General features: G+C 68.0%; 17 protein-coding genes. 13 read left to right on the top strand and 4 right to left on the bottom strand.

The genetic code is table 11. From position 1 onward, the window contains the following. The first annotated feature begins 7 nt into the window (after positions 1-7). Positions 8-1,750 carry a vWA domain-containing protein gene (locus tag EP7_RS25860; protein WP_463525132.1) on the top strand — a complete coding sequence of 581 codons (1,743 nt, stop codon included), beginning with the start codon at positions 8-10 and terminating at the stop codon, positions 1,748-1,750. After that, complete coding sequence (locus EP7_RS25855; RefSeq protein ID WP_463525131.1) at positions 1,747-3,003, top strand: hypothetical protein; 1,257 nt, start codon at positions 1,747-1,749, stop codon at positions 3,001-3,003. The genes EP7_RS25860 and EP7_RS25855 overlap by 4 nt, the downstream gene beginning before the upstream one ends. 344 nt (positions 3,004-3,347) lie before the next feature. Here EP7_RS25855 and EP7_RS25850 read toward each other — a convergent pair whose 3' ends face one another. The 3 genes from EP7_RS25850 to EP7_RS25840 form a co-directional block, all read right to left on the bottom strand. Beyond that, positions 3,348-4,508: a DEAD/DEAH box helicase gene (locus EP7_RS25850; protein ID WP_463525130.1), complete on the bottom strand. Its 1,161-nt coding sequence runs from the start codon at positions 4,506-4,508 to the stop codon at positions 3,348-3,350. 366 nt (positions 4,509-4,874) lie between these two features. After that, positions 4,875-6,008: a hypothetical protein gene (locus EP7_RS25845; RefSeq protein WP_463525129.1), complete on the bottom strand. Its 1,134-nt coding sequence runs from the start codon at positions 6,006-6,008 to the stop codon at positions 4,875-4,877. Between the two features lie 104 nt (positions 6,009-6,112). After that, positions 6,113-6,760, bottom strand: a complete 648-nt coding sequence (locus EP7_RS25840; protein WP_463525128.1) for a DUF1003 domain-containing protein — start codon at positions 6,758-6,760, stop codon at positions 6,113-6,115. Between the two features lie 256 nt (positions 6,761-7,016). Between EP7_RS25840 and EP7_RS25835 the strand changes: the two genes are divergently transcribed. The 4 genes from EP7_RS25835 (at position 7,017) to EP7_RS25820 (ending at position 11,325) form a co-directional block, all read left to right on the top strand. Next, entirely contained in the window at positions 7,017-8,513 is a 1,497-nt protein-coding gene (locus EP7_RS25835; RefSeq protein WP_463525127.1) for an RNA polymerase sigma factor, read from the top strand. 68 nt (positions 8,514-8,581) lie between these two features. Next, on the top strand, positions 8,582-9,001 hold the full coding sequence (locus EP7_RS25830; protein WP_463525126.1) for an RNA polymerase sigma factor: 420 nt from the start codon (positions 8,582-8,584) through the stop codon (positions 8,999-9,001). 1,171 nt (positions 9,002-10,172) lie between these two features. After that, positions 10,173-10,523 carry an HPF/RaiA family ribosome-associated protein gene (locus EP7_RS25825; RefSeq protein ID WP_463525125.1) on the top strand — a complete coding sequence of 117 codons (351 nt, stop codon included), beginning with the start codon at positions 10,173-10,175 and terminating at the stop codon, positions 10,521-10,523. Between the two features lie 316 nt (positions 10,524-10,839). Continuing rightward, the gene (locus EP7_RS25820) at positions 10,840-11,325 is read left to right on the top strand and encodes a PepSY-like domain-containing protein (protein ID WP_463525124.1); all 486 of its coding nucleotides are present in this window, start codon (positions 10,840-10,842) and stop codon (positions 11,323-11,325) included. 77 nt (positions 11,326-11,402) lie between these two features. Here the strand turns inward: EP7_RS25820 and EP7_RS25815 are convergent, their stop codons facing one another. After that, positions 11,403-12,470, bottom strand: coding sequence for a TlpA family protein disulfide reductase (locus EP7_RS25815; RefSeq protein ID WP_463525123.1), 1,068 nt, complete (start codon positions 12,468-12,470; stop codon positions 11,403-11,405). A gap of 439 nt (positions 12,471-12,909) precedes the next feature. Between EP7_RS25815 and EP7_RS25810 the strand changes: the two genes are divergently transcribed. The 7 genes from EP7_RS25810 (at position 12,910) to EP7_RS25780 (ending at position 21,174) form a co-directional block, all read left to right on the top strand. Beyond that, positions 12,910-13,119 (top strand): hypothetical protein, encoded by a 210-nt coding sequence (locus tag EP7_RS25810; RefSeq protein WP_463525122.1) that lies wholly within the window; start codon positions 12,910-12,912, stop codon positions 13,117-13,119. Positions 13,120-13,274: 155 nt separating this feature from the next. After that, positions 13,275-13,640 carry a hypothetical protein gene (locus tag EP7_RS25805; protein WP_463525121.1) on the top strand — a complete coding sequence of 122 codons (366 nt, stop codon included), beginning with the start codon at positions 13,275-13,277 and terminating at the stop codon, positions 13,638-13,640. A gap of 918 nt (positions 13,641-14,558) precedes the next feature. After that, positions 14,559-16,559 carry a gluzincin family metallopeptidase gene (locus EP7_RS25800; RefSeq protein WP_463525120.1) on the top strand — a complete coding sequence of 667 codons (2,001 nt, stop codon included), beginning with the start codon at positions 14,559-14,561 and terminating at the stop codon, positions 16,557-16,559. Continuing rightward, on the top strand, positions 16,541-17,911 hold the full coding sequence (locus EP7_RS25795) for a ComEC/Rec2 family competence protein (RefSeq protein WP_463525119.1): 1,371 nt from the start codon (positions 16,541-16,543) through the stop codon (positions 17,909-17,911). The genes EP7_RS25800 and EP7_RS25795 overlap by 19 nt, the downstream gene beginning before the upstream one ends. A 218-nt stretch (positions 17,912-18,129) precedes the next feature. Further along, positions 18,130-18,666, top strand: coding sequence for an RNA polymerase sigma factor (locus EP7_RS25790; protein ID WP_463525118.1), 537 nt, complete (start codon positions 18,130-18,132; stop codon positions 18,664-18,666). A 27-nt stretch (positions 18,667-18,693) separates the two neighbouring features. After that, the gene (locus EP7_RS25785) at positions 18,694-19,383 is read left to right on the top strand and encodes an anti-sigma factor (protein WP_463525117.1); all 690 of its coding nucleotides are present in this window, start codon (positions 18,694-18,696) and stop codon (positions 19,381-19,383) included. A 60-nt stretch (positions 19,384-19,443) separates the two neighbouring features. Next, positions 19,444-21,174: a hypothetical protein gene (locus EP7_RS25780; protein WP_463525116.1), complete on the top strand. Its 1,731-nt coding sequence runs from the start codon at positions 19,444-19,446 to the stop codon at positions 21,172-21,174. The last annotated feature ends 7 nt before the right edge of the window (positions 21,175-21,181 follow it).

The raw sequence follows: 21,181 nt of genomic DNA, 5'->3' as shown, positions 1-21,181 counted from the left end.
CTTGGATATGGCCCATCCCGAACGGCTCTGGTTGCTGGCAATCGTCCCGATCCTGGGCCTCTGGGTCCGGCGAGGTCGGGGCCTGCGTCGGCGGGACTGGGCCGCGCTGGAACGGCCCGGAAGGCCGCCCGGCGACGGGGCCTGGGCCTGGCTGGCGGCCATCGCCCTGCTCGTCCTGGCCCTGGCCCAGCCGAGGTGGGGACGCGGGCCGGGGGCACCCCCCGAGGTGGGGCGGGACGTGGTCCTGGTCGTCGATGTGAGCCGGAGCATGGCGGCCGAGGACGCCATCCCCAGCCGATTGGGCGTGGCCGCGGAATCGGCCTCCGACCTCGTCCGGTCGCTGGGCCCGGGCGACCGCGCGGCGGTCGTGGCGTTCTCCGGCCGAGGGGTCCTGAGGTGCCCGCTCACGGAGAACTTCGGGGCGGTCCTCGATGCGTTGGCACGACTGAAGCCGGGGGAGGTCCGGCCCGGCGGGACGAATCTCGGGGAAGCCCTCGAGGTGGCGGCCCTGGCCTTCGACGATGAGGACCGGTCGGGGGGGCGGTCGGTGGTGATCTTCTCGGATGGGGAGGACCACGAGGGACGATGGCCGGTGGCTGCGGCCCGGCTCTCCGGGGTGGGCGCGGTGGTGCACGCGGTGGCCATCGGCGACGACGGGGCGGGGCACCCGGTGCCCGCCGGCAAGCCCGGCGAGTTCGTGACTTTCGATGGCAAGCCGGTGCTGTCGAAGAGGTCGGACGAGGCGCTGGCGCAGGTGGCCGAGGCGACGGGCGGTGCGGTCCTGCGGCTGGGCCTGGCGTCGGCCGACCTGGGCCCGATCTTCGCGTCCAGGCTCGCCCCGGCGGCCAAGCGCAAGCTCGACCTGATGCATCCGCCCGAGCGTTCGGAGCGGTTCGGGCTGTTCGTGCTGGCGGCCCTGACGGTCGGCTGCCTGGGGGCCAGGCCGCGCGGGCGATCCTTCGGACTCGGCCGGCTGGGACCGGGGATCTGGCTGGCACTCGCCCTGGTCGCGGCGGGCGAGTCCCCCGCCGCGGCGGTCAGGCGAGGGGTGTCCGAGTACCGCGCGGGCCGATTCGACGCGGCCCTGAAGGCCTTCGATGCGGCCTGCGAGGGCGACGCCTCGGCGGCGGTCCCGAGGTACGACGCGGCGGCGACGCTCTACCGGCTGGGCCGGTTCGAGGAGTCGATGGCACGCTACCGCGAGGCCCGCGAGCGTGGATCGGCGGCCCTGCGGATGAAGGCCGATTACGCGATGGGGAACGTGGCCCTGGCGCTGGGAGACCCGGCGTCTGCGGTGGGGCACTACGACGCCTGCCTGGCGTCGGGGGCACGCGGGCCGGGCCTGGACTCGGTGCGCCTGGATGCGGCGATCAACCGCAAGTTCGCCGAGGACCAGCTCGCCAAGAAGCCGGCCGAGGCGCCCGACCAGTCCCGATCCGGCGACGGGGGAGACGGGCCGAAGCCCGACGCGGGCGAACCCCCCAGTCCCCCGGCGGGCGAGGACGGCGAGCCCCCAGGGGGCGGCGGCCCGGCGGGCGGGCAGGGAGAGGGCAAGGGGGACGAGCCCGACGAGGGCCGCGACCCGGGCAAGGCCGGCGGCGCGGGGGGCTCGGGAGGCGGGACGCCGCCTCGGGGCGAATCGCCGGGGAGCCGGCTGGAGCGGGCGGTCGGGGATGCCCGCGAGGCCCGGAGGATGCGGCTGCCCGACGGGCCGCCGGAGGACGTCGACCGGGCGATCAAGGATTGGTGACCTCATCGGCGGTGCTCCTGGCGCTGCTCGCCGCGGCCGGCGGATCGATCGAAGGATCGGTGCGCGTCGTGGAGGCACCCCCGTACTATGTCGGGCAGGCGATCGAAGTCCGGGTGGGATCGGCCGGGGGCGTCGAGCCGCCATCGGTGGTGGCGCCCCGGCCCACGCAGGGGACGCTCGCCTACCTGGCGGGCCGCTCGACGCTGGCGGGTTCCAGCTCGATCGGCGACGCCACGGATGAGCGATACTCGCATGTGTTCCGGTATCGGCTGGTGCCCGCGCGTGCCGGCCCGCTGGAGGTCCCGCCGTTCGCGCTGCGGCTGGGCGAGCGGCGGGGCAAGACCGGGGCGCTGCGGCTGAAGGTGCTGCCGCTGCCGGCGTCGGGGCGGACGGCCAGCTTCCTGGGGGGCGTCGGGGCGGTCTCCGTCCGGGCCGAGGCCGAGCCCGGGGCCGTGCGGGCGGGGCAGGCCTTCGAGTTCCGCCTGGTCCTGGAAGGGCCCGGGGCCCGGGGCTCGACGGGCAGGCCTGCGCCGCGGCTGCCCGCGTCGGTCCGGGTCGAGGACCTGCCCGACGACGCGCAGGCCGACCCGCCGAGGCGGGTGATCCGCTACCGGCTGAGGCCCACGGTGGCGGGCGACCTGGTGGTCCCGCCCGTGCTGGTGGCGGCGTTCGACCCGGCGTCCGGCCGCTATGTCACCCGGGCGAGCGCGGGGGTCCCGGTCCGGGTGGTCGACGTGCCCAGGTTCGACCCGGGGCCGGCGGCGGCCGGCATCGAGGACGACGGGCCTGATGATCGTTATGTGATTATCCTTTTGTCCGCGGCCGTGGCGTCCGCCGGGGTGCTGGCCCTGCTGGGGTGGGCCCTGGCCCGGCGGCGTCGCCGGCGTGCCGAGGATGCCCGGGCGGTCGCGGCACGGGCTGCGGCCGAGATCGGGGCGATGGTTGGGGCGGATCGTCGGATCATCGCCGCGGCGATCATGGATGCGTTGGCCGGCTATCTCGCCTCGGCGTCGGGCCGGCCCCGCGGGGTGGTCACGCCGGACGAGGCCCGCGACCTGCTGGGTGGGGACGCCGCGGCCCTGGTCGGGGCGTGCGACCGGGCCCGATTCTCGGGGTCGGCCGGGGGCGAGGACCTGGCCGGGCCGGCCGCCGGGCTGTTCGGGCGGCTGGCCTCGCGGGGCGGCTCGGGCACCCCGCCGGCAGGATTGATCATTCTTGCAGTTGCTTATGTTCTGAAATTAAAGATTCGCTGACAAGTTCATCTAATGGGTATCGCTGGCCGCCCTCGGTGGGGCGGCCTCCGTAATGCACGCGATCGGGCCTTCGTGCGGCCCTCTCGCTTCGACCGTCCGCGCCTCGCCTCGTCGCCTTCGCGTGCGGCGAGGCCGGACCGTCGTCCGTCAACCGACCATCAACCGATCTTCTCGCTCGTGCCTGCGCCGTCCGGGCCGATTCTTGTTCGTCGTTCGCCCCGGATCTTGCCGGCTTCCGGACTGATTGGCCGCCGCCCTCGATTTCGCGTCTTTCAGGGCAGCGGGCTCCGCCGTCGGATCGTCGATCGTCCTCGGTGCCGGCCGGTGCCGGCGTGCCGTGGTGTTCACCAGGAGGTGGTGCTGAAGAGTTCCTTGTACGGCCCCTGCTGGGCGCGGCCTTCGCGGCGGTAGGCCGTGAAGTTCTCGAGCTCGAGGACCGGGATGGGCTTGTTGATGAGGTTCTCGATCGCGGTGAGCGGCTCGCCCTGGTCGGGGCAGACGAACATGTAGGCGATCCCGTCCTTGCCCATGCGGCCGGTGCGGCCGATGCGGTGGACGTAGTTCTCGGGGTCGTCGGGCACGTCGTAGTTGATGACGTGGCTGATGTCGTTGACGTCGATGCCGCGGCCGACGACGTCGGTGGCGACCAGGACCGGGATGTCGCCGGTGCGGAAGCCCTGCATGACGCGGTTGCGCACCGACTGGGCCAGGTCGCCGTGGATGGTGGCGATGCCTCGGACCTTGTTGCGGAGGCGCTCGGCGAGCCGGTCGGCGCCGCGCTTCGTCCGGGTGAAGACGATGCACTGGCGGGGCTGGTCGCGTTCCAGGAGGTGGAGCAGCAGCTCCATCTTCCGGTCGTTCTCGATGGTGACGTAGTACTGCTGGATCGTCTCGACGGACGGCTCGTCCCTCGAGAGGTTCAGCTCGAGCGGCTCGTGCATATATTTACGCGCGAGGACCCGGATCTCGGGGCTGATGGTCGCCGAGAGCAGGAGGGTCTGATGGGGATCGGGCACCTTGCGTAGGATGCGCTCGATGTCGGGCCGGAAGCCGATGTCGAGCATGCGGTCGGCCTCGTCGAGGACGACGTGGAAGATGTCGCCCAGGTAGAGGGTCCGGCGTTCGATGTGGTCGAGGACGCGGCCGGGGGTGCCGACGACGATGTCAACACCCTTGGCGAGGGCCTTGAGCTGGCGTTCGATGGGCTCGCCGCCGTAGACGCCGCAGATGATGACGTCCTGGCCGGCGGCCAGCTTGGTCAGCTCCACGACGATCTGCTGGACGAGCTCGCGGGTGGGGGCCATGATGATGGCCTGCGGCCCCTTGCCGCGCCCTTCCATCATCTCAATGAGGGGGATGCCGAACGCGGCCGTCTTGCCGGTGCCGGTCTTGGCCTGCCCGATCACGTCCTGGCCGTCGAGGGCCTCGGGGATCAGGGCGGCCTGGATGGGTGAAGGGACCAGATAATTGATCGCCTTCAGGGCCTGGAGCATGTTCCTGCTCACGCCCAATTCTCGGAACCCCGCCTGGGGTTCCTCCGCACGTTGGATCAAACAAGCCTCCGATTTCATGCATGTGTCCGCGGCGATTGATGTCGCGGGCGTCGCGATTGGGTGGGCCGACGCGGCCCGATGGATCTCGACGTTTTCCTATTGTACCGCCATAACCCGCACCGGTCAAAGCGCATCCCGCGAATCTCACTCATGCACTCAAGTTCCGACATCTGCCTGCCGGGGGCCTGAGCCGGGGCTTCTGTCGGGTCGATCGGGCGACGTGGGCCCGTCCCCGGGACGTGCGGGGGCGGTGGCCGTCCTGGATGCGGGCGGGCCGACCTGAGGCGGGGCGGGCGTCGATCGTTGGGTGGGAGTCGGTCAGCAGGCCGCGACGGCCACCGGGGCGGCCTTGCGGCGACGGCGACTCTGGCGCAACGCCTTGAGGCGATTCTTGTTGCGTTCGGACTTGTGTCCCTTTCCCGTGGTGACGGCGGTCATCTCGATGTCGACCCGGCCGATCGTGCCCGTGGACCGGACGTCGTGCGACGCGGGCGGCAGGGCATCGGCGAGCCGGTGGATCCCGACGGGCCGGTCGGCGAGGTGGGTTCGTTCGGCGCTCAGGTCTCGGCCGGGGGCGCGGGCCGGGGCCGGGTTGCAAGGTGCTGATGGGTCGGGGTTTGCGATTTCTTTGGCGTGATCGGGCGCCGGGCGGGCTTCTCGCAGCAGGTCGATCGCCCAGCGCATCCGGCGGGCGCTGGCGGCCTCGTAGCGACGGATGAGGGTGAGGGCGCGGTCGTCGACGACGGCGAGGCCGAGCACGGTCGCCTCGCGGAGGTCGTCCTCGATGTCGTCGAGGGCCGCTTCCTTGCGGCCGATCAGGCGTTCGAGCTCCTCGTCGACGAGGGCCTGGCGGAATTCGATCGAGTTGACGCCATCGGGGGCGTTGAACGGGGTGGCCTGGTCGCGCATCTCGGGGGCGATTCCCAGCAGGTCGAGCGCCCGGCTCGCCTGGTCTTCGGTCCAGCCGCCATTTTTGTCGAGTGCGCGCCCGAGCGACTGCCAGCGTTCAATCAACCATTCGCAGCCCGGCGCCGAGGTGCTCAGCCTGGCGGCCACCTCGGCGGGCCGCTCGGCCAGCCCGCGCGCGACGCACTCGACTTCGACCCGCCGCTCATCGCCCCAGCAATGCGTGGCCCGCCGTCCCCGCAACTCCCGGACGAGTCGCTCCTCGATCCGGCAGCGGTCGATCCTCACGCTCTCCACGGCGACGGTCTCGACCAGGATCCGCTCGAACGCGTCGGCCAGGTTCAAGGAGGCCTCCCACCGATCCATCCGCCCCTGGATCTGCTCCGACTCCGCCGACGGCATCACCACCCCCGCGCCCGCAAGCCCGTGGACCAGGCTGTTGCGGCGGGACTGCTCCTTCCCCTCGGCCGTCCTCGGCCCGGTGCTGAGCGTGGCATTGCGGCGGTTGGCGTCGATGCGCCTCTGGCTGACTTCGAGTGTGCCCATGATGCTTCGTCGCTTCCTGGGGTGCGGATTCGGGGGTGTGCTCGCCGACGTCGGCGGCCGGTCCCGCCCTCTCTCGGCATCGCGGTGCGGGACCTTCGTTCATGTTATCCCGAAAAAGGGATGAAGCGATCATCAATTCCGTCGGAATCTTCGAATTCGTCGAATTCCTGGCGTGCCGAGGGTTCCGAGCCCGGGCTCGCGGGCGATGGGGGAAGTCGCCGCTCCTCGATCAACCGGGTCAGGAGCTGGATCTGCTCCTGCTGCATCGCCACCAGCTCGATCCATTGCTCCCGCATGAGTGAGTCGATTTTCTGGTGAAGGGCCAGGATTTCCAACTCCGCCTTCAGGTTCACCTCGTAGTCATGCTCGGCGGCGACCCGGTCCTTCGCCGCGGAGCGGTTCTGCGACATCATGATGAGCGGGGCTTGCAGTGCGGCCACCATGGAGAGGACGAGGTTGAGGAAGATGTAGGGGTAGGGGTCGAATGCCATCCGGACCCGGACCAGGATGACCGTGTTCAGGACGACCCAGGCCAGCAGCACGGCCAGGAAGATCAGGATGAAGGTCCAGGAGCCGCCGAAGGACGTGATGCGGTCGGCGAGGCGCTCTCCGAAGGTCCGTGAGCTGTCGAACTGCCGATTGATGTCGTGGCTGATGTGGAGGCGTCTCGTGACGAACTCGACGACCCTCCGCTCCATCTCGCCGACCTCGCGCAGGGCCTTCGCGGGCTGTTCGCCGATCGGTTCGCTCATCGGGATTCCCCCCCTGCCGGCGGCCTCGCGGGCCCAGCCTTCGGGCGTCGTGAGATCCGCTCTGTCGGAATTCCGATTGTACCGCGACGCGTATTCCGCCGGCTCGCCGCACCTCATCCCGGCCCCCGCCCGATGATCGAGAGCCGGAAACGCGGCTCGGGCGGCGAATCCCAGAAAAGTTGCCCCCTGCCGGCCCGGGGCGGCTTTACTGGGTGTTGACTCGGGTCGCCGATCAGATCAAAGGGAGGGCCGAGCGGTGAGCCTGACGCCCGGCGGGACGTCCTCGCGAGTGCTGACGACGCTGTTCCAGGTCGGGACGTTGGGGGGCCTGACGGACGGTCAGCTCCTGGAACGGTTCGCGGACCGACGCGACGAGGGGGGCGACCAGGCCTTCGCGGCCCTGGTGGAGCGGCACGGCCCGATGGTCCTGCGCACCTGTCGGGGCCTGCTCCGCGACGAGCACGAGGCCATGGACGCCTTCCAGGCGACCTTCCTGGTGCTGGCTCGCGGCGGCCGGACGCCCTGGGTCCGCGATTCGTTGGGCCCCTGGCTGCATCGGGTGGCCTGCCGCGCGGCGGGGAAGCTCAGGGCCCGAGAGGGCCGGAGCAGGGCCCTGATGATGCGGGGTGCGAAGCCCGACGAATGGCCGGGCGACGACCGGGACGAGCGGTCGGCCATCCTCCACGAGGAACTCGACCGCCTGCCGGAGCGCTATCGCGTGCCCATCGTCCTGTGCGACCTGGAAGGCCAGACCTGCGAGGAGGTCGCGCATCGACTCGGGCGGTCGGTGAGGACGGTCAAGACCTGGCGGGCTCGCGGGCGTGAGCGGCTCAAGGGGCGTCTCACCCGACGCGGCCTGGCCGGCGTTTCCCCGGTCCTCTTCCCCGATCTGACGTGTTCGCTCTCCAAGCTTTCGGGCACCACGGTCGACGCCGTGACGCGGTTCGCCGCGGCGGGCAAGCTGGCCGGGTCGGTCCCGACCGGTGTCCTCTCACTGACGGAAGGAGTCCTCAGGTCCATGCTCATCACCAAACTCAAGGTTCTCGCGGCGGTCGTGCTCGCGGCCGGATTCGTCTCGGGCTCGGCGGTCGTGCTGGGTTATCAGGGGCCGACGCCGCGGGCCTCTCGGTCTGCGACGCGGGGCGTGGAAGCCGGGGCGACCGAGATCATCACGAGGAACTATTACGTCGGCGACGTGATCCATCCGGTCCTGTCTCGCCCCGGCATTGACGGGGGGCGCAACAAGAATGGCGCCTCGGTCGACCTGGGCCCGATCATCGAGCTGATCACCTCCTCCGTGGCGCCGGGGACGTGGCAGATCATGGACGAGAACGGCGTTGTGCAGGAGCCAGGCGACGTCGGGAATCAGAAAGTCGGCACGATCAAGCCGTTCTTCCTGAGCATCAGCCTGATCGTGAACCACACGCCAGAGGTCCAGGGCCAGGTCGAGGATCGCCTCCGGCAGCTCCGGAAGTTTCTCGACCAAGGCCACCTTCAGGAGGCGGAGGAGAAGCTCCTTATCGAGGTGGAGGAGCGGATCGTCGGGGGACATCTCATGAGGCGAGAGGTGCCCGGCGCGGCCGGGGGAGAAGCCGTCGCGGAACCCGTTCGGAGTCTCGAGCACCAGGCCGAGCACGTCAGGCAATTGATGAGGGAGCTTGAGCGGGAAATCGAGGCGTTGACCCGGGCGAAATTGATGGCGGGGCAGCCGGCCCCGGCTCGGGGACGTCTGGTTGCGCCGCTGGTGCCGTAAATGTCGCATCGGCCCGTCGCGAGGGGCGACGACCTCACAGGGCCCGAGAGGGCCGGAGCAGGGCCCTGATGATGCGGGGTGCGAAGCCCGACGAATGGCCGGGCGACGACCGGGACGAGCGGTCGGCCATCCTCCACGAGGAACTCGACCGCCTGCCGGAGCGCTATCGCGTGCCCATCGTCCTGTGCGACCTGGAAGGCCAGACCTGCGAGGAGGTCGCGCATCGACTCGGGCGGTCGGTGAGGACGGTCAAGACCTGGCGGGCTCGCGGGCGTGAGCGGCTCAAGGGGCGTCTCACCCGACGCGGCCTGGCCGGCGTTTCCCCGGTCCTCTTCCCCGATCTGACGTGTTCGCTCTCCAAGCTTTCGGGCACCACGGTCGACGCCGTGACGCGGTTCGCCGCGGCGGGCAAGCTGGCCGGGTCGGTCCCGACCGGTGTCCTCTCACTGACGGAAGGAGTCCTCAGGTCCATGCTCATCACCAAATAGGAGTGACGCAGTTAGCCCAAGACCGGGCCAGACGGCTGGCAATTTGAGCAATTCCCGTAGGGTGGGCACCGCCCACCGCGGGGGCTCACTCCTGGTGGGCGGTGCCCACCCTACGCAGATCTCCCAGGTTCACGGCCAATTCGTCCCGCTGACGGTCAACTGCGTAACTCCTAACCAAACTCAAGGTTCTCGCGGCCGGATTCGTCTCGGGCTTGGCGCTCGTGCTGGGTTATCAGTCGCCGATGCCCCCATGCCAATTCGATATGATTACTCAGGATTATGTGAATGCATATGAGCACGGAAGTTTGACAGCCATGAAATGTCCGAACCGATCCGTGCAGCGTTAGCTTTCCAGGTTTCGACGAATCGATCGAACTCCGTACATCCCTCTGGGTATGAACGGAGGAATTCAGTCATGAGTATATCTGGACATCCAAGCAGCGCATGAAACTCCTGAGAGATCAGCACAACCCAGGAACCACAATTCGATAGAAGCACGTTTTCCTGTAATATACAGCCCGAATCTCGGAGCCCGCGATAACCGGCATAATCCCGGAAGCTGAACTCGTGGTAGTTCGGGACTTCCTCCTCGGATAGGTCAAGACCTTCCGTGATTACGCAGTATCCTGTTGTGTCGCCTGAAAGGCTCGAAGCAACGCTGAGTGCCTCAAACTGCCGTTGAGTCAGCAAGAAACCATCTGTTGGGAATAAGACCAAACGCGATGATATTTTTTGTTGAAAAGGTGAATCAAAAGCATCGCACGATGTTAACAGCTCTCGCAGTTTCCCCAACATTGCCATCCTCCTGCAAAAACACACTCTTGTCCTTGCCGTGAAATTTTGTTGTCTACGGAAGCATTTTCAAGTTTACAGGATCTTGCCCTGGGATGTTGATGTCGATTGGATGTGGGAGCTTGACCGGGAAATCGAGGCGTTGACCCGGGCGAAATTGATGGCGGGGCAGTTGGTTCCGGCTCAGGAACTTCGGATTGCGTCGCCGATGCCGTAAATACCTAGTCGGCCCGTCGCGAGGGGCGACCACTTATCCCCCCGGACTGGCCTTGGGCACGGGGGTCGCATAGGATTGAGGGTTGGTGGCGTCCCGCACGGGCGGGACCCGCCAGAGGATGCCTTTGGTCTGTTGGATGGTCGAGCGAAAGGTGCGTTGGTCATGCAAGTCATTGTGAACACGGACAATCATATCAACGGCAGCGACGCCCTGTTCGCGGAGATCAGGGACGAGTTGGAGACGGGGCTGGAGCGGTTCGGCAGCGAGATTACGCGGGTGGAGGTCCACCTCGCGGACGTGAATGGGCCGAAGGGGCCCGCCGATGATAAGCGTTGCTTGATGGAGGCACGGGTGGCGGGGCGGCCGCCGATTGCCGCGAGCCATCAGGCGGCGTCGGTGCGGGAGGCCGTGGACGGGGCCACGGAGAAGCTGGAGCGGGCCCTGGCGACGATCTTCGACAAGGAGCATCACACCAAGGGGCGGACGTCGTTCGGCGGCGATCAGACGATCTGACACGCGTGATGGGGGGCTCGTGAGCCGGAAGGGGCCCGGTCGCCGGGGGGCGACCCGGCCCCGAATTGCGCGCCCCGGGCGTGGCGTCCTCGATCGGGAGGGCGGCGGCCGGAGTACCAGGCCGATCGGCTCGCTACCCCCGGAGGATCCTACGGGCTGGCCCTGAGCGGGGTCCGAGGCGGGGATAAGCTCGAACTTATCCCCGCCTCACAGTGGCTTAATGAAGGCCTGGTAGGGTGCGTTAGACGCGGGGCTGAGAGTCGCCCGGGTGAGGGCGGCGGCCTCGACGGCGTTGGACACCGACGGAGTCGATCCGATGAAAATCGCGAAATTCGCCCGCGCAATCGCCCTGGCCGGCCTGCTAGCCCCGATCTCGGGGGCGCGGGCCGATGAGGAGAAGGTGGCTCTGAAGGACGTGCCCAGGGCGGTCATGGACTCGTTGAAGAAGGCGTTCCCTAAGGCCGAGATCGTCGAGGCCGAGAAGGAGACTGAGGATGGCAAGGTGAGCTACGAGGTCGAGTTGAAGGACGGGGAGAAGTCGGTCGAGGTGGCGCTGAAGGCCGACGGGACGATCCTGGAGGTCGAGACCGAGGTGGCGGCGAAGGACTTGCCCAAAGCCGTGACCGCGGCGTTGCTGGCGAAGTACCCCGGCTCGACGATCGAGAAGGCCGAGCAGGTCGTCACGTTCGAGGGGGGCGAGGAGAAGAAGGCCTATGAGGTCGAGCTGACGACGGCGGCCAAGAAGGAGGTCGAGGTGAGGGTCTCGCCCGAGGGGAAGGTGGGCGAGCCCGAGGACGACTGAACGGCGTCGGTCGCAGGTCCGCCGCACTTTAGGCGTGGCGGACCTGCTGCGGGATGGCGATCGTCGGGCGGTGTGGGTCAGGGCGTCTTGGCCTTGGCGAGATACTCGGGGATCAGAGTCTCGAGCTTGCCGCGCGCGTCGACGTTGGCGAGGTTGCCCTCGGCGTCGACGAGGTAGATCTGGGGGATGGCGGAGATGCCCATCTTCTGGGAGAACTCGCTCTCCCAGCCGTTGCCCTGGTAGTACTGGGGCCATGGGATCTGCTTGTCGGCGACGAACTCCTTGAGCTTGTCGAGCCCGCCTTCGTCCTTGGGGCTGTCCAGGCTGACGCCGATGAACTCGACCCCCTGGTCCTTGTACTTGGCGTAGAGCTCCTTCATCTTGGGCATCTCGGCGATGCAGGGGCCGCACCAGGTTGCCCAGAAGTCGAGGACGACGACCTTGCCCTTGAGACCCTTGATGGAGACGGGGTGGCCCGTGATGGCCTCGTCGAACTTGAGGTCGAGGGGCTTGCCGACCATGTCGAGGAGCTGGAGCGACGACTTGACCATCCTGGTGGCGGAGGAGTCGGGGAAGTCGGCCGTCATCCGCTCGAGGATCTTGCGCTTGGCGTCGGTGGCCTCGGCCCGATCGAAGAGGCCGTAAAGGAGCACGGCGCCGCGCTGGTCCTTGGGGTCCTTCTTGATGAAATCGTCGACCGCGGCGAGTGCGACGTCGGTGTCCTTGCCGTTGGCGACGATGGAGGTGATCGCCTTCAGGTAGGAGGCCTCGCGGGCCTGCTTCTTGTCCTTGAAATGGGGGAGTGCCTCGTCGATCTCGGCGCCGGTGCGGGCGGCGTTTTTCGGGTCCATCACGAACCTGGCCCAGCGGGAGAGGAGCATCCTGGGGAGGCGGACGTTGTCCGGGTCGGCCTTGAGGAGTTCCAGGGCGAGCTCGGCGCGGCGCACCTCGACGGCGAAGTAACTTTTCTCGTAGGCATCATTGGATGCCTCGTCGGTCTTGTCCGGGTCGCGTTTGGGGAAGGTCGCCTTGTCGTAGTCGGCGACGATCTCGGCGGCGGGGCGGTCCGCGGCGATCGAGGGCCGGGCCTGCGGCAGGCAGGCGGCCAGGGTCAGGAGGATGGGGAATAGTCGGCGTTCGATCATGACGGGTGGTCTCTCGGGGGTGGGGCCGCCGGGTGTGCGAGGGTCCAGGGCGCGTCGGGGCTGAGGGCTTCGCCGCCGACGCGGGTGGAGGGCCGATGCCGGACGCCCATCTTACTGCCGGGGGCCGGGGTGAACCCATAGCCGCCCGGGCCGACCCGGGAATCGAGCCCGGCCGAGTCGCCCCCTGGGCGATGAGGGCGAGCGTGCCCGACTCTGACGATGAGTCGCATTGCGCCATCGGGAAGATCAATCCCGGCGGGGGCCCCGAGAACTCGAGGCGGGTGGGTGCTTGCCTGGCCCTCGGCGCGCGAGATACTCTGACGGGCACACGGGCCGGACGCGCGATCCGGCCGGGGCGCGGCCGCCCTGGCCGCGTCGCGGGGTGGGCAAACCCCCGCGCGGCCGTTGCGGATTTGACCGTCGACGAGGAGCCTGGACCATGTCCGACCAACCGATTGCCGCGGCCGATCTTCAGCAGAAGTACAAGCAATTCCTGGAGTTGATGCCGCTGACCCTCTCCCTGGCGGGATTGCCGACCAGCGAGACCCGCCTCTATAGCGAGGAACAGATGGAGGCCCGCGCGATCTCCGTTCGACTTGCGTACAAAGTTGCGCGGAGTGTGGCGAGGGAATGCCTGAGCGGGTCGTAAGCAAGGTGCCGGGGGGGCGAGGAGGGGTGCCCGGATTCGGCCCGCGGGGGAGTAGTCTCGGGGGCACCCCTTAGCCGATCCATGGGGTGTGACGCGGCGGGCGGCGGCCCGTCGCGGCCAACTTCGGTAACCCCTCGCGAAAGGCCTTCATCGATATGACGATGCAACCCGGTGGCGGATCAAGGCGGATCCGCGCCACGATCATCGGGCTCGGCTTCGATGGCGATGACAGCCAGCAACGCCTCAGCACGGGCGACCAATGCCTGCTGTACGGCGGATCGGCCGAGACCCACTCCGAGATGGTCGAGACGATGCTCCGGCTGGAGTCGGAGCTGGAGCGGACGGGCCAGAACCTGGCGGACATGACGCCCATGGAGCTGGCCGAGATCGCCTGGCGGATCGATTCGCCCGAGCTTCATGAGATTGCCCTGCAACTTGAAGAGGGGCTCGAGCTACTGGGCCGCCCGTTCCACGAGACGTCCGCCGAAGAGCGGACCGACATGGCGGCGGCCCGTCCCTGAGCGAGTTTGCGGACCGAAAGCCGACGCGGGCACCCGCCCGCGCCGATCTCCCCGGTCCAGGCACGCGGTTCGGCCGCGCATCTTGAAGACTTGAAGACGCCGGGCGAACCCCCTGTGGCCGGGGGGACGCCCGGCGTCTTTCATTGCGCCAACGGGGCAGCCTCGATGGAGGCTGCATGAGCGATCGGTGATCATCCGCGGGCGTGCGGCGGAACGCGCTGGCCCTGGGTCCGCTTCGACTGCCGCCCTCCCGACAATTCTCGGAGCGATCGCCATCCCTCCGCACCGGGCGGCGTCGGGTCAGGGAAATCGATCACCCTCGGCCAGGTCGCCGTTGCCGTGACGGGCCTTCCTTGTCAGGTCGCCCTCCCCTTGGCATCGGCCCCGGATGCCGGCCTCCTTCCCGATCTGCAGACGCCGATCGACCGCGCGATCCGGGCGGGGCAACCTCAGCGAGCCCTCCGCCCGCCGAGAGTGCGGCTCTGCACGCCCATTGCCGACGCTGCAATGCCCGACATGGAGTCGTGCCATTCCAAGCCCGGCGGGCGGTGAAGATCGACGACCTGGAAGAACTCTTTGGAAAATTGAGCTTAGGCCATGCTAGGCGTATCGGGTCGGGGAGCACTCATCCGGACGACCTCACGGAATTGTTAACGGAGGTTCTTCGCGGGGCTTGAGCCTTCCTGGTGGCGGGTTTTTTGGAGTACGAGGCCCTCCGAGATCGCCCCAGGATCCCGAGTCCCTCCAGGATTCTCGCGAGAGGGATCGAGAACGCGAAAGTCGAATAGTCTGTGATCTCGGCAAGCCGCTCGATACGGGTTCATTGACGATGGGAACATGTCATTTGATAATCGAGGGCGTTCGGATCCAGACCGTTCGCCGTCGCCTCGAATTGTCCTCCGACCCTGGAACCCTTCCGTGGCAAAGAAGAAGCCGCGAACGCCCGGGCCCGAAGCGGTCGGGCCCAAGCCGCCCGGAGCCAACGGCTCCGAAATTCCAGTCGCCAAAGTCAAAGTTCCCCGGCGAACCGGCGTTGACGGCATCAAGCTCTCGCCCCGGGAACGGGTTAGCCTCTATTCGGCGGCACGCTACCTGTCGACGGATGTCAAGAAAGCGTGCAAGCTGAAGATCCCGTTCCTGACTTACTTCAAGGACCCTGCGGTCGCGAAAGCCAACCCCCTGCTCGCCTTCGATGAAGAACTCCAGGTCGAATGGGAGCCCGGCCTGACCGACGGCCCCACGAGCGCCCGCTTCGCGGTCGTGGACTTCAACGCCGACACCGGGCATCTCGCACCCCCGGCCGAGTGGGATGAGCCGAATCAGAGGTTCACGAGCGGCGGCAAGGCGCTAACCCGCGAGTCCGTCGATGTCGTTCAATTCCATCAAGTTAGCGTCTGGGCCGTGCTGCAACGGGCCCTGGAGTTCTTCGAGGACGCAGACGGGCTGGGTCGGCGGATCCCATGGGCGTTCGAGGGCAACCGCCTGATGGTCGTCCCCCACGCCGGTTACGGGCAGAATGCCTTCTACGACCGCCAGAGCAAGTCCCTTCAATTCTACTATTTCACGAGTGAACACGGGACCGTCTTCACCTGCCTCTCGACTGACATCGTCAACCACGAGTTCGGCCACGCCGTGCTCGACGGCGTCCGGCCCTATTACAACGAGAGCACCCGGGTCGAGACCGGGGCATTCCACGAGTTCATGGGCGATTTGACGGCGATCTTGCTGAGCTTGCGTAACAACCACTTCCGCGAGCAGCTCACCAAGGGGGCCGGCGGGGAGGCGAAAACCGAGGAGATTCTGGCGTCGATCGCCAGGCAGTTCGGCGAGGCCGTGAACGGGACTCCCTACCTGCGCTCCGCGCTGAACGAAGACAAGATGTCGGACGTGAAGGGGATGACGAGCACGCACCGCGTCTCTCAGGTGATGACGGGGGCCATGTTCGACCTGCTTCGCGAATTCATCAAGAGTTACAAGAATGATCCCGACGAGGACAACGAGAACGAATCCGCCGGGCGCCCCCAGAGGGTGAAGTCTGCCAGCCAGGTGCTCGCCTTCGCCGCCCAGCGGATGCAGCGGGTGGCGGTGCAACCGCTCGACTTACTCCCCCCGGTAGACGCCACCTTCCGGGACTACGCGCTGGCCGTCTGCCGGTCGCAGCAGCTCGCAAACCCGGTCGACCCGAACGGGTATCTCGGCATGATGATCAAGGTCTTTCGCGACCGCGAGATCTTCGACGACGGCGACGTGGAGATGCTGACGACCTCGCGTTACTTGTATGAATCGCTGAGGCTGACCGTCTACCACGATGTCGACGAGATTTCGAGATCGCGCGCGGCGGCCTACCGGTTCCTCGACGACAACCGGGAAGACCTTCTGATCCCGGCGTTCCAGGATTTCGTCGTCGCCGACCTCTACGACGCCAACAAGAGCAACCGGCAGGGCGTGCGCCTACCCCGCCAGATCATCCTGGAATACATCTGGCGCGAGGATGTTCCGCTTGACGGGCCCGAGTTCGGCGAATTCAACGGGCGGATGACGACCATGCTCTGCGGGGGCACGCTGGTCATCGACGACAACGGCAACGTCCTGGCCTGGGCCAGGAAGCCGGGCACGCTCGACTTCGGCAGGCCGGGCAGGCGTGGGAAAATCGCGGAAAACTGGAAGGCCTCCGCCGAGGAAGGGAGGCATCGCCGCGATTCGTTCCTCAAGGAGATCGCCGCCCAGATCGCCGCCGGCCGTGTCGGTGTCGCCATCGGCACCGAGAAAGGATTCCTGGGGACGAGGATGCCGCCCCTCGTGGCCGAGCGCCTTGATGGCGCGGTCACGTTTCGCCGGTCGCCGCACTTACACCTTTCCGAAGATGCTCAGATCCAGGAAGAAGACGCGGGGGGCCGGCCATGGGAGCTAAGCTGCTAGTTCGTATGTACAACGTCGGCTGCGGGGATTGTATTTATGTCCGCGTCCCAAATGACGGCGACGGCTTTCACATCCTCATCGATTGCGGCAAGAAGGGCGACACCGTGCTGCTCAAGGAGGCCGTGGACCACTTGAGCGCCAACTTGCTCCCCGCGGGCGATGGCCCCGGGAAGAAACGCCTCGACCTGATCGTCGCGACGCACCGGCACGAGGATCATATCAAGGGATTCGACCCCGCCTGGTTCAAGAATATCGAGGTGAAGAACATCTGGTTGAGCGCCGTGATGGACCCGGAGCATCCCCAGGCCGGTTCCGTTCGGGAACTCCACGATGCCGCCACCAGGGCAATCGGCGAGATCTCCACCCAGGGGTTGGCGTCGAGCCCGGAACTGGAGTTGTTGGCGTCGCTCTATGGCGTCTCCAACAACGTGGCCGACGAGCTTCTGATGAAAACCCTGCCGGAGGCGAACGGGATCAAGCCTCGATTCGTCCACGCCGGGATGAGTTCGATCGACCTGGGGCTGAAGGCCGGCGACCCGGTCCTCCATGTCCTGGCTCCCGAGAAAGACATCGACCATTACTACCTGGGCGAGGACGCCGACTCGAGCTTGAAGGGGTTTGCAAGTGTCGGGAAGAGCTTGAAGGAGCAACCCGGATCGGTGGCCGACGCCCTGCCGAGGAACGTCAGCGCCTCCGACTTCCGCCTCCTGCGGTCGCGCCTACTCTCCAACGGCCTGGCGTTCGCCGAGAAAGACACCAAAATCCAGAACAACATGAGCGTGGTGCTCCTGATCGAGTGGAAGACGAGGCGTCTCCTGTTCGTCGGGGACGCCGAGTGCGATGGCGAGTTCAAGGAAGGGAAACAGAACGGCAGTTGGAACGTCATGTGGGAAAAGCAGCACGACAAGCTCCTGAGCAAGCCCGTGGACTTCTTGAAGATCGGCCACCACGGCAGCATCAACGCCACGCCGCCGTCGGAGGGCAAGCCGGTGGCCGCCGGCACCCGGAGCGTCACTCAGATCCTCGACGTCCTCCTGCCGCTCCCCAAGGAGGGCGAGGAGCCGACCGCACATGCGATCGTCTCGACGGAGCGCGAGTTTTACGCGCCGATCCCGAGCTCTGCATTGCTGGTGGACCTGGCCCGGCGCATCAAGACCCGGAGAAACTACGGCGAGGCCTTCCGGGAAAAAGGCATCGATCCCGTTGGCTTGTGGGCGACCAGGAAAGCGATCGAGAAAGATTTCTACGGGATCTACGAGCAAAAGAACCTCGACAAGCTGCAGCCGTATCGGACCGACCTGGAATTCAAATTGAATGGCAGCAAGTACATCGACGTCGAGATCGAGCCCTGATGGCCGAGGTCGACTGGCCTGGGCGTCGACGTTCCTCTGGTTTTGCGGATGGCGCACTCGGCGTCTGAATAGGATCAAAGGGAGGGGACCGGGAAAATTTCCGTCGACGTCCGCCGAATGGATGAAACGCGGACCCCGTTGGCGGGGTAACTCCGTCTGAATCGACCCCGAGAGTGGTCGGCGGCCCGCGTTGTTGACGGCAGGGACGGGCCAGGCTGATGGATGACCGGGCTCTGGTCGAGGCGCTGCGCAGCGGCGATCCGCACGCCCCTCGCGTGCTGATCGAGCGATTCGGCGGCCTGATCTTCGGCCTCTGCTTCCGGATGCTGCATCACAGGCAGGATGCCGAGGACGTGGCCCAGGAGTCGTTCGTGCGCGCCCTGCGGGGTCTGCCGGGCTTTGACGGGGAGCGTTCCCTGCGCCCCTGGCTGCTGGGCATCGCCGCCAACCGCTGCCGGACCGCGCTCGCCCGCAGGGGTCGCGCGCAACCCTCGGTCGAGGTGCTGGACGACCCGGTCGACCACCGGCCGGGGCTGTCCGACCCCGAGGACCTGGCCGGCGAGCTGGCCAGGGCGCTCGGCAGGCTGCGTCCCGAGTACCGGACGGTCTTCGCCCTCTATCATGAACAAGGCCTTCCCTATGATGAAATCGCGAGGGCGGTGGGCCGGCCCGTCGGTACGATCAAGACCTGGCTGCACCGGGCGCGTTCCGAGCTGGCCGAGGATCTCGGGCGCCGCGGCGTGCATTGCTCGTGAGCCCCGGATGGTCGGCGGGAGACGTTCATGACCTGTCACGACTTCGAACAGCGGTGGGCCCGGCGGCTCGACGCCCTGCGCGGGGATGGGGAGGCCGTGGCGGCCCCGTCGCCCGACCTGGAGGCGCACGCCGAGGCATGCGCCGAGTGCCGACCCCGGCACGAACGGATGCGGACGCTCGAGCGGGCGATCACGCTCTGGGCGTCGCGTCCGGACGTTCCCGTCGGGCTAACCGATCGGGTCGTCGAGGGCTGGAATCGGCCGAGGTTGCGGATCTGGGAACGGCCCCTGGTGCGGCTGGCACTGGCCGCCTCGATCGTCGCGGCTTCGGCGGTGGCCTGGACGCTGACTCGACCGGGGCGAGTGGAGGAGGTCCCTCCTGTCGTGGCCGCGACGAACTCGTCGCTCGATGATGCCCTGGCGGAGGCGACGGGGGCGACGCTCGGGCTGGCGCGGATGACCTCGGCGCCGGCCGGCCGGCTGGGCCGGGCGATGTTCGGCCTCGCGGCGCCGCTCGCCGCCGAGACGCCCGACCTGATGCCGCAGGTTCAGATTGACCCGACCCCGGCCCCCGGCCGACTGCGGGCGATGGCCGACCGCGTGGGCGCGGGCCTGGTGCCGATCTCAGGCACGGCGAGGAAGGCGTTCGGGTTCCTCCTGATGCAGCCGCCCGACGCCGCCGAGCCGCTGGCCGGTCGGGGCGGGCGGAGCGGCTGAGGACCTGGCGGATGGCGTGATCTGGCCTTTGTTTCGGCGGCGGGTAGGGGAGCGTTGAGCATGAGGATTGCGGCGATCCGACGCGAGGCCGGGCCGATGATCCTGGCCCTGGTCTTCGGCCTGACGGCGGGCCTGGCGCGGGGCGAAGAGCCCGCCGATGCGTTGCTGAAGCTGGTGCCCGCCGATGCCGGCGCGACCCTGGTGGTGGAAGACCTGCGGGGCCACGCCCGGGCGATTCTCGACTCGAAGCTGGTGGCCGACCTGGTCCAGCTTCCCGCGGTTCGGGCCTGGCTCGACGCCGAGGGGCGTGCCCAGCTTGCCAAGGCCGGGCGCGACATCGAGCTGGCGTTCAAGGCCAGTTTCACGCGTCTGCGCGACGACCTGCTGGGCGACGCGGTGGTCCTCTGCCTCAGGCTCGACCCGGGGGCGCCCGCCGCCGACGTGCGAGGTCTGCTGCTATTGAGGGCCCGCGACCGCGCCCTGCTGGACGCGACGATCGCCGCCATCAACGAGTCCGAGCAGAAGTCAGGGCAGCTCCAAGGGGTCGACCGCCGCGACGCGGGCGGCCAGCCGTACTGGGTCCGGCGATCGAAGCAGTCCGATGCGTACGCGATCCTGCCGGGAGACATCTTCGCCTGGTCGAATTCGGAGGCGATCATCGTCGGATTGCTCGAACGGCGTGCCGATGCGGCCGGCCTGGCGGGCGATCCCCGGGTCGACGAGATCCGGCGCGAGCTGCCGAAACATGGGCTGGCGAGCCTGTTCGTCGACCCTCGCTTCGTCGAGCGGATCGCCGATCAGGCCGCCGATGCCGAGACGCAGGCCAACGATCCGGGTGCCCAGCTTGTGAGCCGGGTCCTCGCGGCCGTTCGCTACGCGGCGGCGACGCTCGAATTCGACGAAGGGTTGAAGCTGCACGTCCGCGAGACGCTCGATGCCGGCAAGCTCGATCCCTGGATCAAGACCTGGGTGGCCCGCGAAGGGGATGTCGAGGCCCTGGTCAAGCGGGTTCCCGCCGGTGCGCTGGCGATGGCCGCGATGCACGTCGACCTCGCCTCATTGCTGCGGGGGATCGCCCCCTTCCAGCCCGCCGAGGACGTCTGGATGCATCGGAACTTCCTGGTGGCCGCGCGTGGGCTGCTGCTGGGCCGCGACCCGATGGGCGCGGTGCTGCCCCGGCTTGGGCCCAACGTGCTGGCGTTTTTGGGGGCACCCGGCGAGGGGGCCTCGGCCCGGCCACCGGTGGTGCTCACGATGTCGATGGACAACCGGGACGGGGTCGGCGAGGCGGTGGACAACGCCTTACGCACACTGCTGGCCCTGGTCTCGCTGGACAAGGACCGGCGCGAGGCACGCTGGACGATCGAGGATCGGACGATCGACGGCGTGAAGGCCACGAGCGTGGCGGGAAGCCCCGGGCCGTTCACCTACGCGGTCGGAGAGGCCTTGATCGCGCTGGGGACGTCGCCCGACGCGGTCGCCGCGGTCATCAGCCTCGGCGATCGGCCCGGTCTGACGTCTCGGCTGGCCGAGATCCGGGCGAAGTATTCCCCGAAGTCGCAGACGTTCGCCTGCGTCGACCTGGAGGCGCTGGTGCGGCTGGCCGGGACCCAGCGGGCCGCCCTGCTGGCGATGCTCAGCTCGGGCGAAGGCGACGCGTCGCCGGCCGACTTCGACCAGCTCCTCGCGATCGCGAATCTCTTCCGCTGCGCCTCCCTGGCCTGCGAGGTGGACCCAGAGTTCCGCCTCGCAAGCCAGGCCATCGCCCTGATCGGCCGATCCGCGCCCTGACGCGGGT

This window comes from Isosphaeraceae bacterium EP7 (genome assembly GCA_038400315.1).
Taxonomy (GTDB): Bacteria; Planctomycetota; Planctomycetia; order Isosphaerales; family Isosphaeraceae; genus EP7.
The sequence above is the reverse complement of the archived record's forward strand: the minus strand, read 5'-3'. Positions and strand labels throughout refer to the sequence as shown.

What these genes read in the sequence shown, in the direction of transcription:
- EP7_RS25785 (WP_463525117.1), top strand. Translation starts at nt 18,694, where the DNA reads ATGACCTGTCACGACTTCGAACAGCGGTGGGCCCGGCGGCTCGACGCC.
- EP7_RS25825 (WP_463525125.1), top strand. Translation starts at nt 10,173, where the DNA reads ATGCAAGTCATTGTGAACACGGACAATCATATCAACGGCAGCGACGCC.
- EP7_RS25820 (WP_463525124.1), top strand. Translation starts at nt 10,840, where the DNA reads ATGAAAATCGCGAAATTCGCCCGCGCAATCGCCCTGGCCGGCCTGCTA.
- EP7_RS25805 (WP_463525121.1), top strand. Translation starts at nt 13,275, where the DNA reads ATGACGATGCAACCCGGTGGCGGATCAAGGCGGATCCGCGCCACGATC.
- EP7_RS25790 (WP_463525118.1), top strand. Translation starts at nt 18,130, where the DNA reads ATGGATGACCGGGCTCTGGTCGAGGCGCTGCGCAGCGGCGATCCGCAC.
- EP7_RS25795 (WP_463525119.1), top strand. Translation starts at nt 16,541, where the DNA reads ATGGGAGCTAAGCTGCTAGTTCGTATGTACAACGTCGGCTGCGGGGAT.
- EP7_RS25815 (WP_463525123.1), bottom strand. Translation starts at nt 12,470, where the DNA reads ATGATCGAACGCCGACTATTCCCCATCCTCCTGACCCTGGCCGCCTGC.
- EP7_RS25845 (WP_463525129.1), bottom strand. Translation starts at nt 6,008, where the DNA reads ATGGGCACACTCGAAGTCAGCCAGAGGCGCATCGACGCCAACCGCCGC.
- EP7_RS25780 (WP_463525116.1), top strand. Translation starts at nt 19,444, where the DNA reads ATGAGGATTGCGGCGATCCGACGCGAGGCCGGGCCGATGATCCTGGCC.
- EP7_RS25830 (WP_463525126.1), top strand. Translation starts at nt 8,582, where the DNA reads ATGATGCGGGGTGCGAAGCCCGACGAATGGCCGGGCGACGACCGGGAC.
- EP7_RS25860 (WP_463525132.1), top strand. Translation starts at nt 8, where the DNA reads ATGGCCCATCCCGAACGGCTCTGGTTGCTGGCAATCGTCCCGATCCTG.
- EP7_RS25810 (WP_463525122.1), top strand. Translation starts at nt 12,910, where the DNA reads ATGTCCGACCAACCGATTGCCGCGGCCGATCTTCAGCAGAAGTACAAG.
- EP7_RS25840 (WP_463525128.1), bottom strand. Translation starts at nt 6,760, where the DNA reads ATGAGCGAACCGATCGGCGAACAGCCCGCGAAGGCCCTGCGCGAGGTC.